General features: G+C 54.5%; 18 protein-coding genes and 1 pseudogene. 1 reads left to right on the top strand and 18 read right to left on the bottom strand.

The genetic code is table 11. The features are described 5' to 3' along the window. Positions 1 to 34 precede the first annotated feature (34 nt). The 11 genes from AC6ROY_RS12890 to AC6ROY_RS12840 form a co-directional block, all read right to left on the bottom strand. On the bottom strand, positions 35 to 724 hold the full coding sequence (locus AC6ROY_RS12890) for a response regulator transcription factor (RefSeq protein WP_500100901.1): 690 nt from the start codon (positions 722 to 724) through the stop codon (positions 35 to 37). Further along, positions 721 to 2,208, bottom strand: a complete 1,488-nt coding sequence (locus AC6ROY_RS12885) for a sensor histidine kinase (protein ID WP_500100900.1) — start codon at positions 2,206 to 2,208, stop codon at positions 721 to 723. The genes AC6ROY_RS12890 and AC6ROY_RS12885 overlap by 4 nt, the downstream gene beginning before the upstream one ends. Before the next feature lie 5 nt (positions 2,209 to 2,213). Next, on the bottom strand, positions 2,214 to 2,963 hold the full coding sequence (locus tag AC6ROY_RS12880; RefSeq protein WP_500100899.1) for a DUF2705 family protein: 750 nt from the start codon (positions 2,961 to 2,963) through the stop codon (positions 2,214 to 2,216). Next, entirely contained in the window at positions 2,956 to 3,693 is a 738-nt protein-coding gene (locus AC6ROY_RS12875) for an ABC transporter ATP-binding protein (RefSeq protein ID WP_500100898.1), read from the bottom strand. Before AC6ROY_RS12875 ends, AC6ROY_RS12880 begins: the two co-directional genes overlap by 8 nt. Before the next feature lie 148 nt (positions 3,694 to 3,841). Beyond that, complete coding sequence (locus AC6ROY_RS12870) at positions 3,842 to 4,780, bottom strand: hypothetical protein (protein WP_500100897.1); 939 nt, start codon at positions 4,778 to 4,780, stop codon at positions 3,842 to 3,844. 1,382 nt (positions 4,781 to 6,162) lie between these two features. Beyond that, a complete protein-coding gene (locus AC6ROY_RS12865) occupies positions 6,163 to 7,398 on the bottom strand; it encodes a response regulator (RefSeq protein WP_500100896.1) in 1,236 nt (411 codons plus the stop codon). Next, the gene (locus AC6ROY_RS12860) at positions 7,376 to 8,665 is read right to left on the bottom strand and encodes a sensor histidine kinase (protein ID WP_500100894.1); all 1,290 of its coding nucleotides are present in this window, start codon (positions 8,663 to 8,665) and stop codon (positions 7,376 to 7,378) included. The genes AC6ROY_RS12865 and AC6ROY_RS12860 overlap by 23 nt, the downstream gene beginning before the upstream one ends. A gap of 133 nt (positions 8,666 to 8,798) precedes the next feature. Beyond that, positions 8,799 to 9,449, bottom strand: a complete 651-nt coding sequence (locus AC6ROY_RS12855; RefSeq protein WP_500100892.1) for an amino acid ABC transporter permease — start codon at positions 9,447 to 9,449, stop codon at positions 8,799 to 8,801. A 13-nt stretch (positions 9,450 to 9,462) separates the two neighbouring features. After that, entirely contained in the window at positions 9,463 to 10,116 is a 654-nt protein-coding gene (locus AC6ROY_RS12850; protein WP_500100891.1) for an amino acid ABC transporter permease, read from the bottom strand. A 21-nt stretch (positions 10,117 to 10,137) separates the two neighbouring features. Continuing rightward, positions 10,138 to 10,989, bottom strand: coding sequence for a transporter substrate-binding domain-containing protein (locus AC6ROY_RS12845; RefSeq protein ID WP_500100890.1), 852 nt, complete (start codon positions 10,987 to 10,989; stop codon positions 10,138 to 10,140). 59 nt (positions 10,990 to 11,048) lie between these two features. Beyond that, a complete protein-coding gene (locus AC6ROY_RS12840) occupies positions 11,049 to 11,777 on the bottom strand; it encodes an amino acid ABC transporter ATP-binding protein (protein ID WP_500100889.1) in 729 nt (242 codons plus the stop codon). Between the two features lie 256 nt (positions 11,778 to 12,033). Here AC6ROY_RS12840 and AC6ROY_RS12835 point away from each other — a divergent pair. Further along, positions 12,034 to 12,261 (top strand): annotated as a pseudogene (locus tag AC6ROY_RS12835) (NAD(P)H-dependent oxidoreductase); the annotation flags it as partial. Between the two features lie 73 nt (positions 12,262 to 12,334). On the opposite strand, the gene AC6ROY_RS12830 reads toward AC6ROY_RS12835, so the two are convergent. From AC6ROY_RS12830 to AC6ROY_RS12800, 7 genes are all read right to left on the bottom strand, one after another. Next, complete coding sequence (locus AC6ROY_RS12830) at positions 12,335 to 12,727, bottom strand: winged helix-turn-helix transcriptional regulator (RefSeq protein WP_500100888.1); 393 nt, start codon at positions 12,725 to 12,727, stop codon at positions 12,335 to 12,337. A 38-nt stretch (positions 12,728 to 12,765) separates the two neighbouring features. Beyond that, entirely contained in the window at positions 12,766 to 13,707 is a 942-nt protein-coding gene (locus AC6ROY_RS12825; protein WP_500100887.1) for a phosphoribosyltransferase, read from the bottom strand. A gap of 63 nt (positions 13,708 to 13,770) precedes the next feature. After that, the gene (locus AC6ROY_RS12820; RefSeq protein ID WP_500100886.1) at positions 13,771 to 14,052 is read right to left on the bottom strand and encodes a hypothetical protein; all 282 of its coding nucleotides are present in this window, start codon (positions 14,050 to 14,052) and stop codon (positions 13,771 to 13,773) included. Positions 14,053 to 14,721: 669 nt separating this feature from the next. Beyond that, complete coding sequence (locus tag AC6ROY_RS12815; RefSeq protein WP_500100884.1) at positions 14,722 to 15,342, bottom strand: zinc-binding dehydrogenase; 621 nt, start codon at positions 15,340 to 15,342, stop codon at positions 14,722 to 14,724. A gap of 137 nt (positions 15,343 to 15,479) precedes the next feature. Then, positions 15,480 to 15,815, bottom strand: a complete 336-nt coding sequence (locus AC6ROY_RS12810) for a DoxX family protein (RefSeq protein WP_500100883.1) — start codon at positions 15,813 to 15,815, stop codon at positions 15,480 to 15,482. A 1-nt stretch (position 15,816) separates the two neighbouring features. Beyond that, the gene (locus tag AC6ROY_RS12805; protein WP_214628663.1) at positions 15,817 to 16,311 is read right to left on the bottom strand and encodes an HXXEE domain-containing protein; all 495 of its coding nucleotides are present in this window, start codon (positions 16,309 to 16,311) and stop codon (positions 15,817 to 15,819) included. Positions 16,312 to 16,367: 56 nt separating this feature from the next. Beyond that, entirely contained in the window at positions 16,368 to 16,952 is a 585-nt protein-coding gene (locus AC6ROY_RS12800) for a TetR/AcrR family transcriptional regulator (protein WP_500100882.1), read from the bottom strand. Between the last annotated feature and the right edge of the window lie 474 nt (positions 16,953 to 17,426).

Genomic DNA, 17,426 nt, shown 5'->3' with positions numbered 1-17,426 from the left:
CCGCTGACAGACAGTCCGACTTGTATGCGCAGGTTCAAATCCGGAAGCGGTAGCCCGCGCCCCAGATCGTTTCAATATATTGCGGATTGGACGGGTCCTGCTCCAGCTTCTCCCGCAGCTTGCGGATGTGGACGGTAACCGTCGCAATCTCCCCTAACGCATCCATCCCCCACAGGTGGTCAAACAGCTGCTCCTTGCTGAACACCCGGTTCGGGTTCATCGCCAAATACGTCAGCAGGTCGAATTCCTTTGTCGTGAACGCAACCTCCCGGTCATTCACAAATACGCGGCGGGCCGTCTTGTCGATCAGCAAACCGCGGATGCGCACCTCGTCGTTGCGGGCCTCGCGTCTGCCCATCAGCCGTTCATACCGGGCCAAATGCGCCTTCACGCGGGCGACCAGCTCGCCGGGACTGAACGGCTTCATAATATAATCGTCGGCGCCCAGGCCCAGGCCGCGTATTTTGTCGATGTCCTCCCGTTTGGCCGACACCATTAGAATCGGAATGTCCTTCTCGCTGCGAATACGGCGGCAAATTTCGAAGCCGTCCACCTTGGGCAGCATCAGGTCGAGCAAGATCAGATCATATTCGCTGCTCAGCGCACGCTGCAGCCCGCGATCCCCGCTTAGCTCGATATCCGCTTCATAGCCGTTAATTTCCAGATAATCCCGCTGCAGCTCCGCAATGCTCGGCTCGTCCTCAATGATTAAAATCCGTCTCATCTCCGTCCCTCCGCTCGCTCCGGCTCCGACACAGGCAGCGCCAGGTACACCGTTGTCCCCCGGCCTACGGTGCTTGTCGCCCAGATTCGTCCGCCGTGCTCCTCCATCACCTGCTTGGCAATCGCCAGCCCCAGCCCGCTCCCGCCGGTCGCCGTATTACGCGAGGCGTCCGCCCGGTAAAACCGGTCGAAAATATGCGGCAGCGCCTCCGGGGAGATGCCCTGCCCGTTATCCTCTATTTCAATGACGGCTTGGCCGTCACTTGCTTTCACTGCCATGCGGATCGTGCAAGCTGCTTCATCGCTGTATTTGATCGCATTGCCGATGACATTCAGCAGCACACGCTTGAGCTTCTCGCGGTCAGCCGTCACCAGCAGCGGCACAGCGGGCAGCTGGCTGAGCTGAAAGCTGGCTCCCTTTTTCTCCAGATCAAACATCAGCTCCTGGGCGCAATCCTGCACATACGCGCTCAGATCCACCGTCTCGAACTGGAACGGCACCTTGCCGAGATCCAGCTTGGAGAACAAAAATAATTCATCAATCAGCCGGTCCAGATCGACCGCTTTGTTGTAAATCGTCTTCACGTACCGGTCCAGCTTGTCGGGCGAATTGGTCACCCCGTCCATAATCCCTTCCACATAACCCTTGATCGCCGTCACCGGCGTCTTCAGATCATGCGAGATGTTGGAAATCAGCTCCTTGCGGTTTTCCTCATATTGCAGCTGCAGCTGCACAGACTGCTTGAGCCTGCGCCGCATCTCCTCGAAGGCGCGGCTAAGCTCGCCGATCTCATCCCTTGATTGGGGGACGACCTGAAAATCCAGATTGCCGTCCTTGATCTCCTCCGCAGCGCGCTTGAGCGCCCGGAGCGGCCGGATGATGCTGCGCGACACCAGATACGTCAGTGCGCCGTTCGTCAGTACAAGAATCGCAATAAACGCAAAAAAGGCGGTAGCGGAAAATTGGCGCAAGTACTTTTGCAGCGGGCTGCCGTCCAGGTAAATGAACACCGTCCCTTTTCCCTGATCCGTGAACAAAAAATCCGATTGATGCGTCATCCACAGCGCTCCCTTGCCGGGCTTGAATTTTTCGGAGCCGCTGCCGTAGGGGGGAAGCTGAGCCAGGCTGCTCGACCCGCTTTCCTTCGCCGTCGGGGAAGCGTACACAATCTGATCGCCCTTCCGAATGATCAACCCCATGTTGATCTTGTGCAGCCGCTCCTCCAGCTCCTGCGCGAAGGCCGCATCCAGAAACTGATCCGGACTCACTTCGGATTTCGCTTGGACAAAAGCCGCGATCTCCGCTTCCTGTTCGACCACCCACTTGATCGCATTGCCGTGCCCGGACACGGCATCGACCTGGAATACCGACTTGAGGCTGCCCAGCATCGCGACAGCGATCAGGATGACGGCCAGCACAGAGAGAATGAGCGGCACCACAAGCATTGCCACATAGGATAGCACCAGCCGCAAGCGAATCGACATCCGGATCAGAACTCCTTTTTATCAAACTGGTAAAACCCTGCCGTAAAAAACAATATACTACACGCCGTCAGAAACATAAAGATGCTGGACAGCTTTCCGTCGCCCGTCGGTCCGCCAAGCCAAAGCAGATGCCAATCCATATACGCCGTCGGGGAATACACGCCAGCCTGGGGTACGAAAAACGCCGCCACCTTAAGGCCGATGTACAACAGCAGGCTGACCGTCAGCGCCGTGCTGCTGCTTGCGAACAGCTGCGCCACACAAACCGCCGCAATACTGAGCACGGCCAGCGGCACCATTGCCGCCCCATAAGCAAGCAGCCAATCGAGCACCGTTCCCGGCCCGCCGAAATGCTGAAAAAACAGCGCTGAGCCAACTGAGGACAGCAAGCCGGCGACCAGATACAGCGCCAAGTACAGCAGCAGCGCCAGCTGCTTGGCTGCAAACACGCTAAACCGGCTGACCGGACGGGTCAACGTCAGCTTCATCGTCCGGTCGCCGATCTCCCCGGAAAACACATCTGCCGCCCCGATCGCGACAAACAAGGGTAAAAACACCGTTGTCAGCACATTCAGCATCAATATCGGAAAGTCGGCGGAAGCGATCGCCCCGATCCCGATGCCGCTTTGGAACGACGAAAGCAAGCCGCCAGCGAGGATCGGCAGCGCGAGTACAACCGCGAGGAAAAATAACGTTCTCCGTCTGGCCGCCAGCTTGACGCATTCATTGTATACACTTGCCTTAAAGCTATGCATGAGCAGCCGCCCTCCTGACCTGTTCAAGCTCCCGCAAGTACGCCTGCTCCAGCGTCCCGCCCGCCGCCTGCAGCTCCGCGACAAACGCTTCGCGCACAAGCCGCCCTTCATGAATAATGCCGATCCGGTTGCACATCAGCTCCATTTCGTGGATCAGGTGACTGGAGATCAGGAACGTCGTCCGCTCCTGCCCGGCCAGCCGCAAAATCAGCTCGCGAATCTGCACCGTCCCTTCGATGTCCAGGCCGTTGGTCGGCTCATCGAGAATCAGCAGCTCCGGCTTCGACAGCATCGCCGCCGCCAGACCAAGCCGCTGCTTCATCCCGAGCGAATAACCGGCGACCTTCTCCTGCGCGTATGGCGTCAGGCCGACCAGCTCCAGCACCTCGTCGATCCGCGACTGCCCAATACCGGGATAAAAACGCGCCGCCAGCTCCAGATTGCGTCGCCCGCTCATATACGTGTACGCCTCCGCCGTCTCGATCAGCACGCCGACCTTCGCCATGGCCTGTTCATACTGCGTTGCTACGGCATGCCCGAACAGCCTGACCTCGCCCTGGTCCGGACGGCTGAGCCCGGCCATGATTTTCATGACCGTTGTTTTCCCCGCCCCGTTCGGGCCGAAAAAACCGTAAATATCTCCCTGCTGCACCGTCATCTGAATATTCTCGACACCGCGGCGGTTGCTGTAGCGCTTCGTCAGCTGCCTGACCTCTGCGACTGGCTTCATCGTGACTCACCCTTTACGTTACAGATTACCTTACAGACGTAGAGCGGAGGGGGAAGCGTATCAGGCTTTCCGCCTCCGTTTGTTTCTGCGCGCCGAATGAGGCAAGCTCCCTGTGGAGCTTCGGGCGGGCAGGCTAGCTTCGCGTGAGCTATTCGCTCTTGCCGCCCCAGCGCTTATGGGAAGGTCCTTCCAGCTTGACATTCTCCACTTGCTTGCCGGACAAATCAACCGTATCCGGCGTCGTATTGTTCAGGCTCGACAGCGTCATTCCTACATTCACCACAACATCATGATCGGCTCCTTGTGCATCCTTGCCGGAAATACGCAGCTCGGCCGACTGGTTCGTCAGGTGGTTATCGGCGTCCACTGTTGCATTTACTTCGACGACATCAAGCTTAATGTCGCTCACCAGCTGCGGCATACTGCTGCGCAAGGTTTGGAGATCCACGCCAAACGTGTCTGCCTTCGTTGGCAGACTTGTGCTCGTCTGAGCCGAAGTCCCATGCTTGATCGCCAGCGAACCCAGCGTGTTCACTACTGGCGAAATTTGGCTGCCGGACAGCTTGAAATGCAGATCCTTCACGTTCCCCGCGCCCTCGCTCATCGTGACATAATTTTTCAGATTGCCAACGAGCGCATCGACAACCTGCTCCACCTCGGCGACCGTTTGCGCATCGGGTGCATGCGAAGCACCGTCATGCTCCCGCTGAAGCTTGCCTTTTCGCTCTCCCAGCTCCAGTACCTTATACACGTCCGAATCCTCTGTTTTCACAATTTGCTTCCCGTCCTGGTTATACAGATGCACCGTCTGCGTATCCGCGCCGCTCGTCACCGCCACCTCGGCGCTGCCTGAGCGACTGCCGCGATCCTGTTTCATCGTAGACGTCACCTTCAGCAGCGAATTGCCGTTGTCCTGCACCGATACGAGTACCTGACGGGTCACATTGTCCACCCGGGCCGTCTGCTTCACCGCCGACTTAAACGTCTCATAGCCCGGCGTTTCGCCGACCCCTGCGTACACGCTTGTCACCAGCATCATACCGCCTACCGCCACGCCCAGCCCCATCATTGCCAGCTTCTTGTTCATCGTTTGCTGCTGCCTCCTTTTTCTTCTTGGCTTGCCAGAATGCCGGGAAACCACGTTGCCTTGTTTCATCGTTGCGCTGCCTCATTGCTGCTTCCCTGACTCTATCTTATCCGATTGCCGTTAACTGCCGCTAAACCAGTTCTAAAGCGGAGGTAAAACAATTCTTAAAATTTTATAAACTGGAAGTGGTGGACGGGGAATGGATGGGAGGGATGGGAGGGATGGGAGAAGTAAAAGCCGTCCCGGTTCGGACGGCTGGTGGTGTTGGTCATATTACTTTACTCACGGATGATTTGAAGAGGTTGCAAATCTTCTACATTTGCTGGGCGATGTTGCTGAGTCAACCGCTCTACGCAGTTGAGCGGTTTCGATTCCCTATATTTGTCGGGTCACGTTGCTACCGACGTCAATGGCCGCCAAAAAATCGAGACGCAACGCGGGTTTGCAGCTACGCTGTATAGGGTCTGGCTTCGCTTTTTTTCGAGGATCGAAAGTTTGCTGAAAAAGTGGCTCAATCCTCGAAAACCCGCCGGAAAGTCTTGGAGGAGTCTTTTCGGCAGCCTTAGCCCTGCCTCCTTACTTTACCCCAATCCTCCAGGACGCGAAATTCTTATTGGCGTTTTTTGCAGCTCACACCCTGGAAACACTCACACCTCACAAATGTTCTCCAGTATGCTTTTTCAAAGCTTGGATCGAGCCGCAGCTTACGACTTTATTTTCTCATCCAGCGGCTTTCCGTCCTAAATCGTAGCAGCAAATCCCCTTCCCGATCACTGGTATTTAGCGAACAATATAATAAAGGAATCTAGGAATCAAAGAACTTGTACTGTTTGGAATAAAAGAAGTCAAGGAGGACTAGACTATGGCTATAAATCATAAGGAACATCATGCTTTGACGTTTGACGGGTTGTGAAGCCAGAAAAGCGCCGTGAATCCCTCCTTTGGGAGACGGCGCTTTCTTCGTCTTTGTAGACACAACATCATCGTTCATCAAAATCAGTGATCCATCTAACAAGCTTCCTTCGCGATTGGCCTCCACCAGCCAAGACTACAGCTTAATTTCAAACCAATGCTTGTGGCTACGCCGTACAGGGTCTGGCTTCGCTTTTTTTCGAGGATTGAAAGTCTGCCGAAAGAGTGGCTCAATCCTCGAAAACCGGTCGGAACGCCACTGCTGGAAGCCCAGCACCGAAGCCCCTATTGCTCGTCAGCATTCACTCTTATTTCCTAATACCCTAATAATCCAAATACTGAAACCCCTATAGCAGCCAGCCCTATTCAACAAGCCTACTCCAACAAAGTGACCTATCTGTCCGCTCCTCTCATGCAGACCAGTCCGCTTCAAGCAACTCACCCGGTCTACTCTAATCGCCACGCTCTCCCTATTCACTATGCAGCTCCATATAAAACACCGACAAAAATCTCCGCACGTTAATCCGGCACTTCGTGGTCTTTTCGTCCTGCTCCAGCTCCTGCATGCGCAGCCGCACCTCTTGAAAGTCGAATAGCCGCGGCGCGAAATGCTCGAATGTCGGATTCCCGTAATCCGACAAGCCAAGTGAGGACAAGTGCGTGAACGCCTGCAGCACCATCCGGCGAATACGCTGCTCCATCGCGCGCACCTCGCGCTGCAAGTCGCCTGTCCCGCCGTCCGGCTCGGCCAAGCCGCTGCCCGGCGCTTGCTCTTGCCGCTGACGCTGCCGCGCATCAGCCGAAGTAGAGGCCGAAGCCCGACCGTCTCCAGCCGCAGCCAAGCCCGCCTCTGCTGCTGCAGCGCTTGCGCCTTTGCTCGCCCCCGTCCCATTCGCTCCACCGCCCGCGCCCGCAGCACCCACCGCTGCTGCACTCGCCGCCCCGCTCGCTCCGCCACTCGCCAGCGCCGCCGCTGCCCCACCCGCGCCGCCGCCCGTCTGCTGCATCCTTTGCAGCGTCTGGATGTACAGCTCCTTGAGCTGTAGATCATGCAGCGGCTCGCCGCTCCGTCCTTCCTTCTGCAGCCACTGCATAATCAGCAGCAGGTCAGGCGCTCCCGCTTCCCCGGCAATGCCGAGCTGCAGCATCAGCTGCTTGACCCTCTGCTCCAATGCGCTTTGCTCATAGGAGCTATAGGTGGGACTAACGCTCCCTGCACCTGCTCCTGCGCCTGCGTCACTTAACCCGTTGCGAGCAGCGAGGCCGCCGGGAGCAGGCTCTGCACCGGCGCTGTCCAGCAGCTGCAGCGACTTGCGGATCGAGTGCAGCGACACCGCCAGCGAAATATGATGGGCTACCCGCTTCAGCACGGACAGCACCTCCAGCCGATTGATCGGCTTATGAATGAATGTATCTATGCCCTGCTGGTAAGCCTCGCCGATCATCTCTTTATTTTCAACCTGTGAGATCATGATGAACCGTCCGGTGAACCCGCCGGCCTGCAGCTTGCGGATCGTCTGAATGCCGTCCATGCCGGGCATCAGCAGATCAATCAGCACCACATCGATGCCATACAGCTGGTCGCTCGACACAAGCGCGCCGTCCTCCGCCTGTCCCGTCACCTCGCCAAGTCCGCTTTCATGAATGATCCGGTCCAGCATCCGCCGCACGACCGCATCGTCTTCAATCAGGAAAATTTGGAGCATCGGAAGCGCCCTCCCTTTTCAATAGTTGATTCGTCGGTACACGCACCTCGAAGCAAGCCCCCCGCCCGCGCGAGCTCAGCTCGATTCGCCCGTCCAGGCTGTGGACGATGCCTCTCACATGGGTCAAGCCGATGCCGGTTGAGGCGTTCCCGTCTCTATCATACTTCGTCGTATAGCCGGATTGAAATACCCATTCCTGCTCCTCCTCCGGGATGCCCGGCCCATCGTCCTGCACGCGGAACACCAGCTCCCGCCCGTCCAGCGCAACCGTCAGCTCAATCCTGCCAGCCGCCCCGCTTGCCTCAACCGCGTTAGCCACGAGATTATTGAGCACGGACAGCAGCTCGTAGATCCGCGAGGTCGCCAGATCAACGCCGCACTGCTCGTCAACCGCAATCCGCTTGCCCAGCATCTCCGCATAGTTGCGGTTCGTGTTGACAACCAGCCGGCACAGCTCGGCAATCGAAATCCGCTCGGCCAGCTCCTCCTGATGCATCAGCTTGGACAACCCGGCCAGGATGCGCTGCGAATCCTTCTTTACCTCATGAACATGCTCCGCGACGCGAAGCGCCACAGGCGCGCTGTCATGCCGGTCCTCGCCAAGCCGCCGGTACAGCTGGTAGCTTTCCCGCGTAATATCCTCAAGATGAGCCATCGACTTGCGCAAATAGAACGCTTCCTCGTACAAATTCGTATTCATCATCCGCAGCCGTTCCAGCTCCTGCCGACGGAACTCCCCGACAGCGCGCACCTGACGGATCGTGAAATTGTTGTAAAGGCCAACCGTAAACAAGCTGCGAAGCGAGCCAAACAGCAGCAGCAGCGGCAATGTCTGCCAGGTCGGCGCAACGGGGTCGCCCAGCGCCTGCCGCGCCAGCAGCTCAACTACGTTGGAAATAAAATCAAGTCCCGTCCCGATCAGTCCGACACGGAACGGGTAATCCAGATGGCTGCGCGCGTTGCTCAGATGCAGCAGCACCGTAAACGTAATATAGAAGACAGCCGACGGCAGATGAGCATGCAGGCTGTCCGCAAACGGCAGCCCATACGCCAGCTTGTCCAGCCCGGTGCGGAAGCAAAGGATGAACAGCACCGTCAAGAAGCCGGTGGACAGCACCGGGACAGAGCGGAACCACAGCAAGCCGAAAAAAAACGCGGCAATGCCCAGCGAGAAACGGAAGGAGCCGCCAAACGGATTGACCTTCATTTCCCCGAAAAAGGCCGTTGCCAGCATAATCACCCCTATAATAACAAGCTTCTCCCGCACGCTCATTCACTCCCTTCGTCCGTTATGGGGGCTGCCCCGGCATGAACCGGTTTAAAACCGTCAGGAACAGGAAAACCGCCATCTCTAGTGTACAAGAAAATGGCGGTCCTTCATGCATAAAAATTAACCGAGGTCAGGAAACACGGCGCTCCAATCTTCTCGACAGCACCGACAGCGCATAATTGACAGCGAAGTACATGATGGCGACCGCGACGAAAATCGGGATGACGTAGTTGACATTGCGTGCGTTAATGATTTGCGCGTGGTTCATCAGCTCTGGCAATGCAATGACAACCGCCAGCGACGTATCCTTGAGCAGCGAGATGAATTGGCTCACCATCGGCGGCACCATCCGGCGCAGCGCCTGCGGCAGCAAAATATGCCACAGCGTCTGCACGTAGGTCAGACCGGACGAACGAGCCGCCTCCACCTGCCCCCGGTCGACGGATTTCAGACCGCTGCGCACGATTTCGGCGATCATCGCCGATTCGAAGATGACGAGTGCCAGCACAGCGGCGAACATTTTATCCAGCTTGAACCCGATCTCCGGCAGCGCGAAGTAGGTGAAGAAGATGATCAGCAGAAGCGGCAGGTTCCGCACCGTCTCGACCGCGAGCACCACGAGCCAGGAGACGACCGGAATTTTCGCGAAGCGGAGCACGCCCAGCACAACGCCGAGGATAAAGCTAAACACAATCGCGTAAAATGCGACCTCCAGCGTAACCCCGAAGCCCTGTAGCAGAAACCTCAGATGCTCGGGAGCGTATGCGCCGATAAAATCCATTTGTCTCCCCCCTCTAGCGGTTCACTTCCAGACGGCGCTCCAGATAGCCGACCAGCAAGCTTAATGGAATCGTCAGCGCCAAATAAAACAACGCCACGAAAATATAGACATCGAAGGTAATGAAGGTTTGCGTCGACACAAGGTCGGCGAAATACATCAGATCCAGCCCGGCAATGACACCGAGGATCGAGGAATTCTTCACCAGGTTAATAAACTGGTTGCCGATCGGCGGAATCACGATTTTGATCGCCTGCGGCAAAATGATGTAGGTCATCGCCTGGACGTAGGTCAGGCCCGACGAACGGGCCGCCTCCAGCTGTCCTTTGGGCACCGACAGGATACCTGCGCGGATCGTCTCCGCAATAAAAGCCGACGTGTACACCGTCAAGCCAAGCGTCCCCGCCACGAACGGCTCCAGAACGATGCCCACCGCCGGCAAGCCGACGAAAAACAGAAAGACAACGAGCAGCAGCGGAATGTTGCGGAGAAATTCCACGTAGGCCGCGCCGAGTCCGTTCAACACCCGGTAGGGCGCGATACGGAACACAGCCAGCACCGTCCCCAGCAGAAAGCTGCCGATCAGGGCAAGCACGCTTGCCTTGACCGTGTTGACGAACCCTTCCGCATACATGCCCCAATGCTCGGTCAGCACGGTCAGATCAAGCATGCGCTCAGCTCCTTTGGCGAATTAGTTGTGCGGCTTGGCGCCGATCCATTTTTCGTACACTTTATCGTATTCCCCGTTCGCCTTCAGTTCCTTCAGCGTATCGTTGACTGCCTTCACGAACTCGTCGTCGCCCTTCTTGATCGCGATGCCGTATGGCTCCTCGGTGAACGTACCCTCGGTCACACGGAAGCTCGGGTCCTGCTTCGCCATCCCGAAGAGCAGCGCATTGTCTGTCGTCAGCGCGTCGCCTTGTCCGGCCTTGAGCGCCGTGAACGCCTCCGCGTAGTTTTCAAATTCCAGCACCGTCGCGTCCGGAGCCTTGGCCCGGATATTGGCCGCCGAGGTGGAGCCCTTGGCGGTGACGACCTTCGTGCCCTTCTTCATATCCGCGATCGACTGGATCGGGCTGTCCTTCTTCACCAGGAACGATTGACCGGCCATAAAATAAATATCCGAGAAGTCCACTTCCTTCTTCCGATCCTCCGTGATCGTCATCGTCGCGATGATCGCGTCAATCTCACCGTTGCGCAGCATCGGGATACGCGTTTTGGACGTCACTTCCTTCAGCTCGATTTTGTTTTCATCGCCGAGCAGCTTCTTTGCAATCGCCTTCGCGATGTCGATATCGAAGCCCTCGACCTTACCGGAAGCCGGGTCCTTCAGCCCGAACAGGTTCAGATCGTATTTGACGCCAACGACGAATTTATCCCGTTTCTTGATCTCGCCGAGCGTTCCCGCTCCGGCACTCGCCGCTGCACCGTCGCCTGCTTTGCCTGTTGAGGCCGGTTCGACCTTCGTACAGGCAGTCAGCGCTGTCGCTCCAAGCAATAAGGCAAGCGTAAGACCGGTCAGGCTTCTCCATGTTTTCTTCATCGTGCATCCACCCTTTTCTCGAATTTGTAATTCCGGCTGCCGTGCAGCCGCCGGGCTGATCAATGATTCAGAATACGGCTCAGGAACAGCTGCGCCCGTTCCTCGCGCGGCTGGGCATAAAACTCCTGCGGATGCGCCTCCTCCAAAATGCGGCCCTGGTCCATAAAGACGATCCGGTCCGCCACCTCGCGGGCGAAGCCCATTTCGTGCGTGACGACGACCATCGTCATCCCTTCCTTGGCCAGCGTCTTCATGATGTCGAGCACCTCGCCAATCGTCTCCGGGTCGAGCGCCGAGGTCGGCTCATCAAACAGCATAACCTTCGGCTTCATCGCCAGCCCGCGGGCAATCGCCACCCGCTGCTGCTGGCCGCCGGACAGCTGGGCCGGATAGCTGCCGGCTTTGTCCGCAATGCCAACCTTTTGCAAGTAAAACATAGCCGTTTCCTTCGCCTCTGCCTCGGAGACGCCGAGCACCTTGACCGGGGCGAGCATGATGTTTTGCAGCACCGTTTTATGCGGATACAGGTTGAAATGCTGAAACACCATGCCAATCTCGCGGCGGAGCTTGTTCAGATCCGTGCTGCGGTCATTTACCTTGACCCCGTCCACGATCAGCTCGCCGCTCGTAATCGTTTCGAGCTGATTGATACAGCGGACAAGCGTGCTTTTGCCGGAGCCGGACGGACCAATGACGACGACGACCTCGCCCTGATTGATGTGCAAATGAATGTCCTTGAGCACGTGAAAGCTGCCGTAATGCTTTTGCACCTGATGAAAGCTGATCAAAGGTTTCGCCTCCTTTGTTGCATTTCCATGACGTTTTATTGAATATTGTGTGAATTTATTGTAAAATCCGCCCTACCCGTTTCTACCGGAAACGACGAAAGAAACTTCAAGCGCAAAAAGCCGATGCTTCGCCCGCAGACGATCATCGGCTACACTCACCTTTAGGTAAGTAGCTGTACGAAAAGTGCATACTTATCTTTTTGAAGCAGGAGCTTTATACTCAAGCTGTTGCATACAAGGCGAGGAGGACAACATTTTGAAGACACTTATTGTCGTAGCCCATCCAAGTATCGAAACATCAGCGATCAACAAACGATGGGTCCAGGAGCTTAACAAACATCCTGAAGCATACACCGTGCACGAGTTGTATACGGCTTACCCGGACGGACTGCTGAATACAGCAAACGAACAACAATTAATCGAGGCTCATCAGCATCTTGTGCTGCAGTTCCCAATCTATTGGTTCAACTGCCCTCCTCTGATCTCGATTGGATCACAAGCAAAGAAGAAGTATGTCCTGTAGAAGGAGATACTTCTTCTGATTTGATGCATGAAAGCTACTCGCGTGTGGCAGAGGCCGGAGCGAAAACAGAAGCGGAAGCAGGCAACCGGTTTTGCTCTCCCCACCTGCACATCAGGTCCAGCAGCGGGACAAGCGATTGCCCTCGTTCAGACAAATAATATTCAACCTTCGGAGGCACTTGGGGAAATTCCTTGCGAATGATGAGTCCGTCTGCTTCCATTTCCTTTAGCATAACGCTTAACGTTTTAAAGGAAATGCTGCCTATGCTTCGCTTTAGCTCGTTATGTCTCATCACTTTATGCTCATATAGCCAATACATAATCACCATTTTATATTTTCCGCCAATTAAGGACAAGGTGTATCCGAAGCCGGTCTCTTTTAGCTTCACACCCGTTGGAACGCAAGTTTCGGTTTCGGTCTCACTCACAGATTATTTCCGCCCCCTCGATCACGCTCCCAGCCTACCTACCCCACACTTTGCGCCTGATGAAACGAATAATTCGACGAGTGCGCCGCCTGCAGCTGCACCGGCTTCCCTTCATTCCACCAGGTTACACGCAGCTCCGGGTACAACGCAGCGAGATGCGCCGCCTGCTCGGCGTCGCTTTCCACATAGTGGGTAAAGCCCAGCTCCAGTGCGCGCTTGCCCTTCCAACGGGCGGTGCTTTCCGATGTCGGCTCGATAATCTCATCGTCGCGAAACACGGCCGGTACGGCCAAGCCATGCCGGTGCAGCCAAGCCAGCGTCCGTTCGCGGTCCACCAGCGGGCGTCCGGTTACGATCATATCCCCTTCCGCCACCTGCGGCGCATACGGGGCCGGTCGGAGCGTGTCGCGCAGCGCGAGCGCATCGTCCAGGCTTTCCCGGTAATGCGCGGACTCCACATCACGGACAAATACACCGTCCATATCCCATGCGGTCCGTTCATACGTATGATCCGCCTCCACCTGCAGCTCCTCCACGGCCTGCTGATTGATGCGGTACCGCTCCCACGGCAAAATAAACCGCGCATCCGTTCCTTCATAATAGAAGCAGCTGTAATCCGGCAACGAAGCGGACAACTGGTCCCGGCACACGACAAGCGTAGAGCAAGAGTAAGCCATGTTTTGCAGAAATGCCTTGCAATCCAGCAGCGTATTACCGCTGCCCGCAAAGTCCTCACACAGCAGCAGCGAAGCGCCCGCCGGCGGCAGCTGTCCGATCGGCACAACCTCGCGGCTAGAGCGGTCATACCGGACAAAATAAAAAGGGACTCCGGTCAAAAAAGCCAGATGAATGCCAGCAAACGCTCCGCCTCGCAAAATAATCATGATGCCGTCGAACTGAGCCTGCCGGATTTCCTCGGCGAGAGCATCCAATCGCAATGAGATGGACGTATAATCGAGATAAAGATGACGCTTGTTCAAATTAAGTAGCTCCTTCGGTGATCTGCCTGCACCTGCGGCAGCAATCTGGTACCCCTAGTTTACCTAACGCCGGATAGCGGAAGCAAGCGTTTTTCGCTGCCAGTAAGATGAAGAAGGCGTATGCTGTTCGTCCTGCCAACCTCTTAGCACCAGTCTCCTGAGTTTCTCCCTCATGATATCCGTTCCACTGTAATGGCTGTGCACGATGTATGGAGTTCGGCCCAGTTGAATCTCGCGTATTGATCCGCTTTCCATCGCCTTTTGTCCTTCATCCACCTTCCTTTTGTTAGATCCCGGCAATTCGGTCGAAGTAAAAAAGGGGAGGAAGTGCCTGCTGTTATCCATCACACATGCCTCCTTGCTGCAAATCTGCTGCTCTCCGTAACAAGGAGCAGCATCGAATTTCTCTTTCTATAAGCCTGTTCATTTTGGGGGCAGAATCGGGTAGGAGAGGCAATAGTTTTCTCGCTCAATCGAAAAATCTTGAAAGCAAAAAGCCGCTATAGGGTGCTAACGCCTTTTTGCTGAAAACTATCATTGGACATACGGCCTACCCAGTCACTTCCAGCTCGGCTTCGAACACATTCCTTTTTGTCCTCTACCTAAGTCAACCTTGGCATGAAAAAGCAGCTCGCTTCTCTACAGGGCAACTGAGCAGCAATGCGACTCTAACTTGAGAGCCATGAAATTTTCATGAAGCCTTTCCTATGCTGATGATTTACCATTACTCCTTGCAGAAACTCGAAGAAGCAGTCTTATTGCTAAATTTTAGAATATTACAATGTTTCCACTATCCCGCTGTGGTGGTCTAACGGCTAGCTGTACAACGCAAAGAGGACACCTGATTTGGCGCCCTCTTTTTCGTTAACTTTGTGCTTGGTAGTTCACCGAATCTATTAATTAATTTTAACTATAGTTCTCCCGACATGCGTTCCCTGTTCAATTGCGGAGAACGTACTGCCTGATTCATCTAATTCAATTTCATGAATGCATAATGAGTCCATGATATGCCATTCATCCGCAAATCGCTTCCATATATGAGTGATGAGTGCGCTTTTCTATGGGATAATTTACGGAATCAACGCCAAGTATATTCACTCCGCGTAGTATGAATGGAAGCACCGTCGTCTCCATTTTAATACCGCCAGCATTGCCACACATGCTGATACTTCCACCATAGTATATTTGAGGAATTAGAGCAGATGCCACATTCCCGCCTACTGTATCAAGTACATAATGGAATCGCTGCTGCCCCAAAGGTTTTGATTTCTCTGCTATCACATCTTCCGGGTAAACAACTTCTTTCGCTCCAAGTGATAAAAACAGCCTTTCTTCTTGTTTTTTGCGACTTAGTGCAGATATATTTTTATAGCCGCTTTGCGATAAAAGCCGAAGTGCCACACTACCCACACCGCCAGAAGCTCCGGTTACCAAAATTTCAGGCTGTTCAGATTTTGTCATCCCTTTGCTTTCCAACGTATCAATTGAGAGGGCGGCAGTAAAACCAGCTGTACTGATGACCATTGCATCACGCAAGGAAAGCCTGCTTGGAAGTGGAACAATCCATCTTTCGGAAACTTGCACATACTCCGAAAAACCGCCCGTATGTGTCATTCCCATTTCAAAGCCAGTCACTAAAACCTCTTGCCCGACTTGAAATGCGTCTGTGTTGCCCCTTGGAAGGCGGGTTGCTTAGTTTGGATTCGCGAAAACGGCACACCTCATAGTTTTTGAAAACTCTTTTTGAGACCGGTCATCAGATGCAACGCTGCCTATATGAAGAGCAGTAAAACGGTGAGCATGCATACAAAGATCGCAGGCGCGGTTTGAACCAGTGTATCCTTGACTCGAATATGCGATGCAATGGCCGCAAACATCGTTAACGACAATAATAGGCCAGATGCTGCCGTCGCCGAGGAGAACCAAAAGCCTGTAATTAATCCAATGCTCCCCATTAATTGAACAATTCCTGCCAGAATGCGAATGCGTTTGGGCAATCGCAAATGCTTAAAGCTTCTTTTGTATGAAGACCAGCCGAGTAGCTTGCCAGAGCCGGAGAAAAGGAAAAGAATAGCGAGAAGCATTTGCACTACAAGGAACAAAATCATATTATATCTCCGCCCTCATCGTTTTTTTGTTGGACTTGCGGGGTAGAAATAAAGTTCCGACAGCAGCAGCCGCCAGCAGCACTCCGGCCGTTATCGCAATCGCGTATGCCGTCCCTGTCAGGATGGCATGCTGGCTTACATAACCAAAAAACACGAAGGTCGTCGGAAGAGACACCGCGATGCCCGTCAGCATCCCTGGAGAATATTCACGAAAACGAACGGCCATGACGATATGAAACAATGCATTAAGACCGACATGAAGCTGAAATCCTGCAACTATAATGATCCAGACGCCATTGCTCTCCTCCGCCGTTGCCATGACGGAGCATACTAACAAAACAATCAACATAATAGATTGGATGACGGCATGCTGCATGGCAGACATATCTCGAAAATGACGGGTCGACCACGATGAGAATTCGGGCAGTTCCTCTATTGTGTGTACCAATAAAGCGATATAAGGCAGCCATAAAACCAGGCTTGCGTACTCTAGCATTGCTTATCTCCTCCATTTTTTGTTTGAACGTTCATTCAACAATATTTCAAAAAAAATCATCTCCTTCCCTCCGACAAATAAGCTTCGAGCAGCTCTGCAAATGTAAGATAGGCGGCTTCAATATCATAATTCGGGTCCGCCATAAGCTCTAGCGCAAGTCCATCGATGACCACGTTTATAATCGAGGCCAATGCCGATTTGTTGACATGATCGTTATTCGAAAAAGTATCCAAATATTGATGGACAAGACGACGTCCTGCAGCCAGGCTTTCTTTTATTTTTTGTCTACCAGCCTCGCTGCGAAGTCCGATTGCAAACAGCTCGTAACGCAATCGATGCCAGTCCGGGTAGGCATTCACCATCCCCTTGGGAACCTCCAGGGCATGCCGTATGAAATGCTCGCCCTTCGGGATGTCCGCGATCCGTTGCATCTCCTCCGCATATTTAAGACTCTCCATCTGGAATACTTCAAACATCAGATCGTCCTTGCTGGGAAAATAATAATTGATCAAGCCTTGCGCGACACCAGCCTCTCTGGCAATTTCCTTCATCGAGGTTTTATGATATCCTTGCTCGGCAAGCACTTTCAAGGCTGCTGCAACAAGTCTGATCTTGGTGTTGTTATCTGTTTTTGGTCCCATATAAACCCCCTAATGTTGAATGAACGTTCAAACAAATTATAACACTAAATTCCCACAAGTCAACTTCGGGTGAGGAAAACATCAATCCAGAGAATCGGATAGGAGGCTACCTATTAGTTGAGCAGCCGACCTTCCACACCACCGTGCATACCGTTCGGTACACGGCGGTTCAACCGTTTGAGTGCATTTGACGTAGACGCTCGTACTGCGCAGGGAAGTCATAATACCCTGCCTGTGCGAGCCTTTCGTTTGTAACAGAGCGATTCAAGATTGCGCTCCCGGCTATTCGCCAGTAGCCCAGTCTTGTGTTTCCCCATTGGTAGGCCTGTCCTTCCGGTACACCCAGCTTTCGCAGGTTCTTCGCCTTCGTTCTCGGCTTCTTCCACGTGAGCGTCAAATAGCCCCCCCACCTAGCAGACAGATGGGAGCGAGTGTATGATGAAGAAAGATTAGCTGAGACGGCAGTTGTCCGGC

It is taken from the genome of Paenibacillus sp. sg306046, from assembly GCF_059821225.1.
The sequence above is the reverse complement of the archived record's forward strand: the minus strand, read 5'-3'. Positions and strand labels throughout refer to the sequence as shown.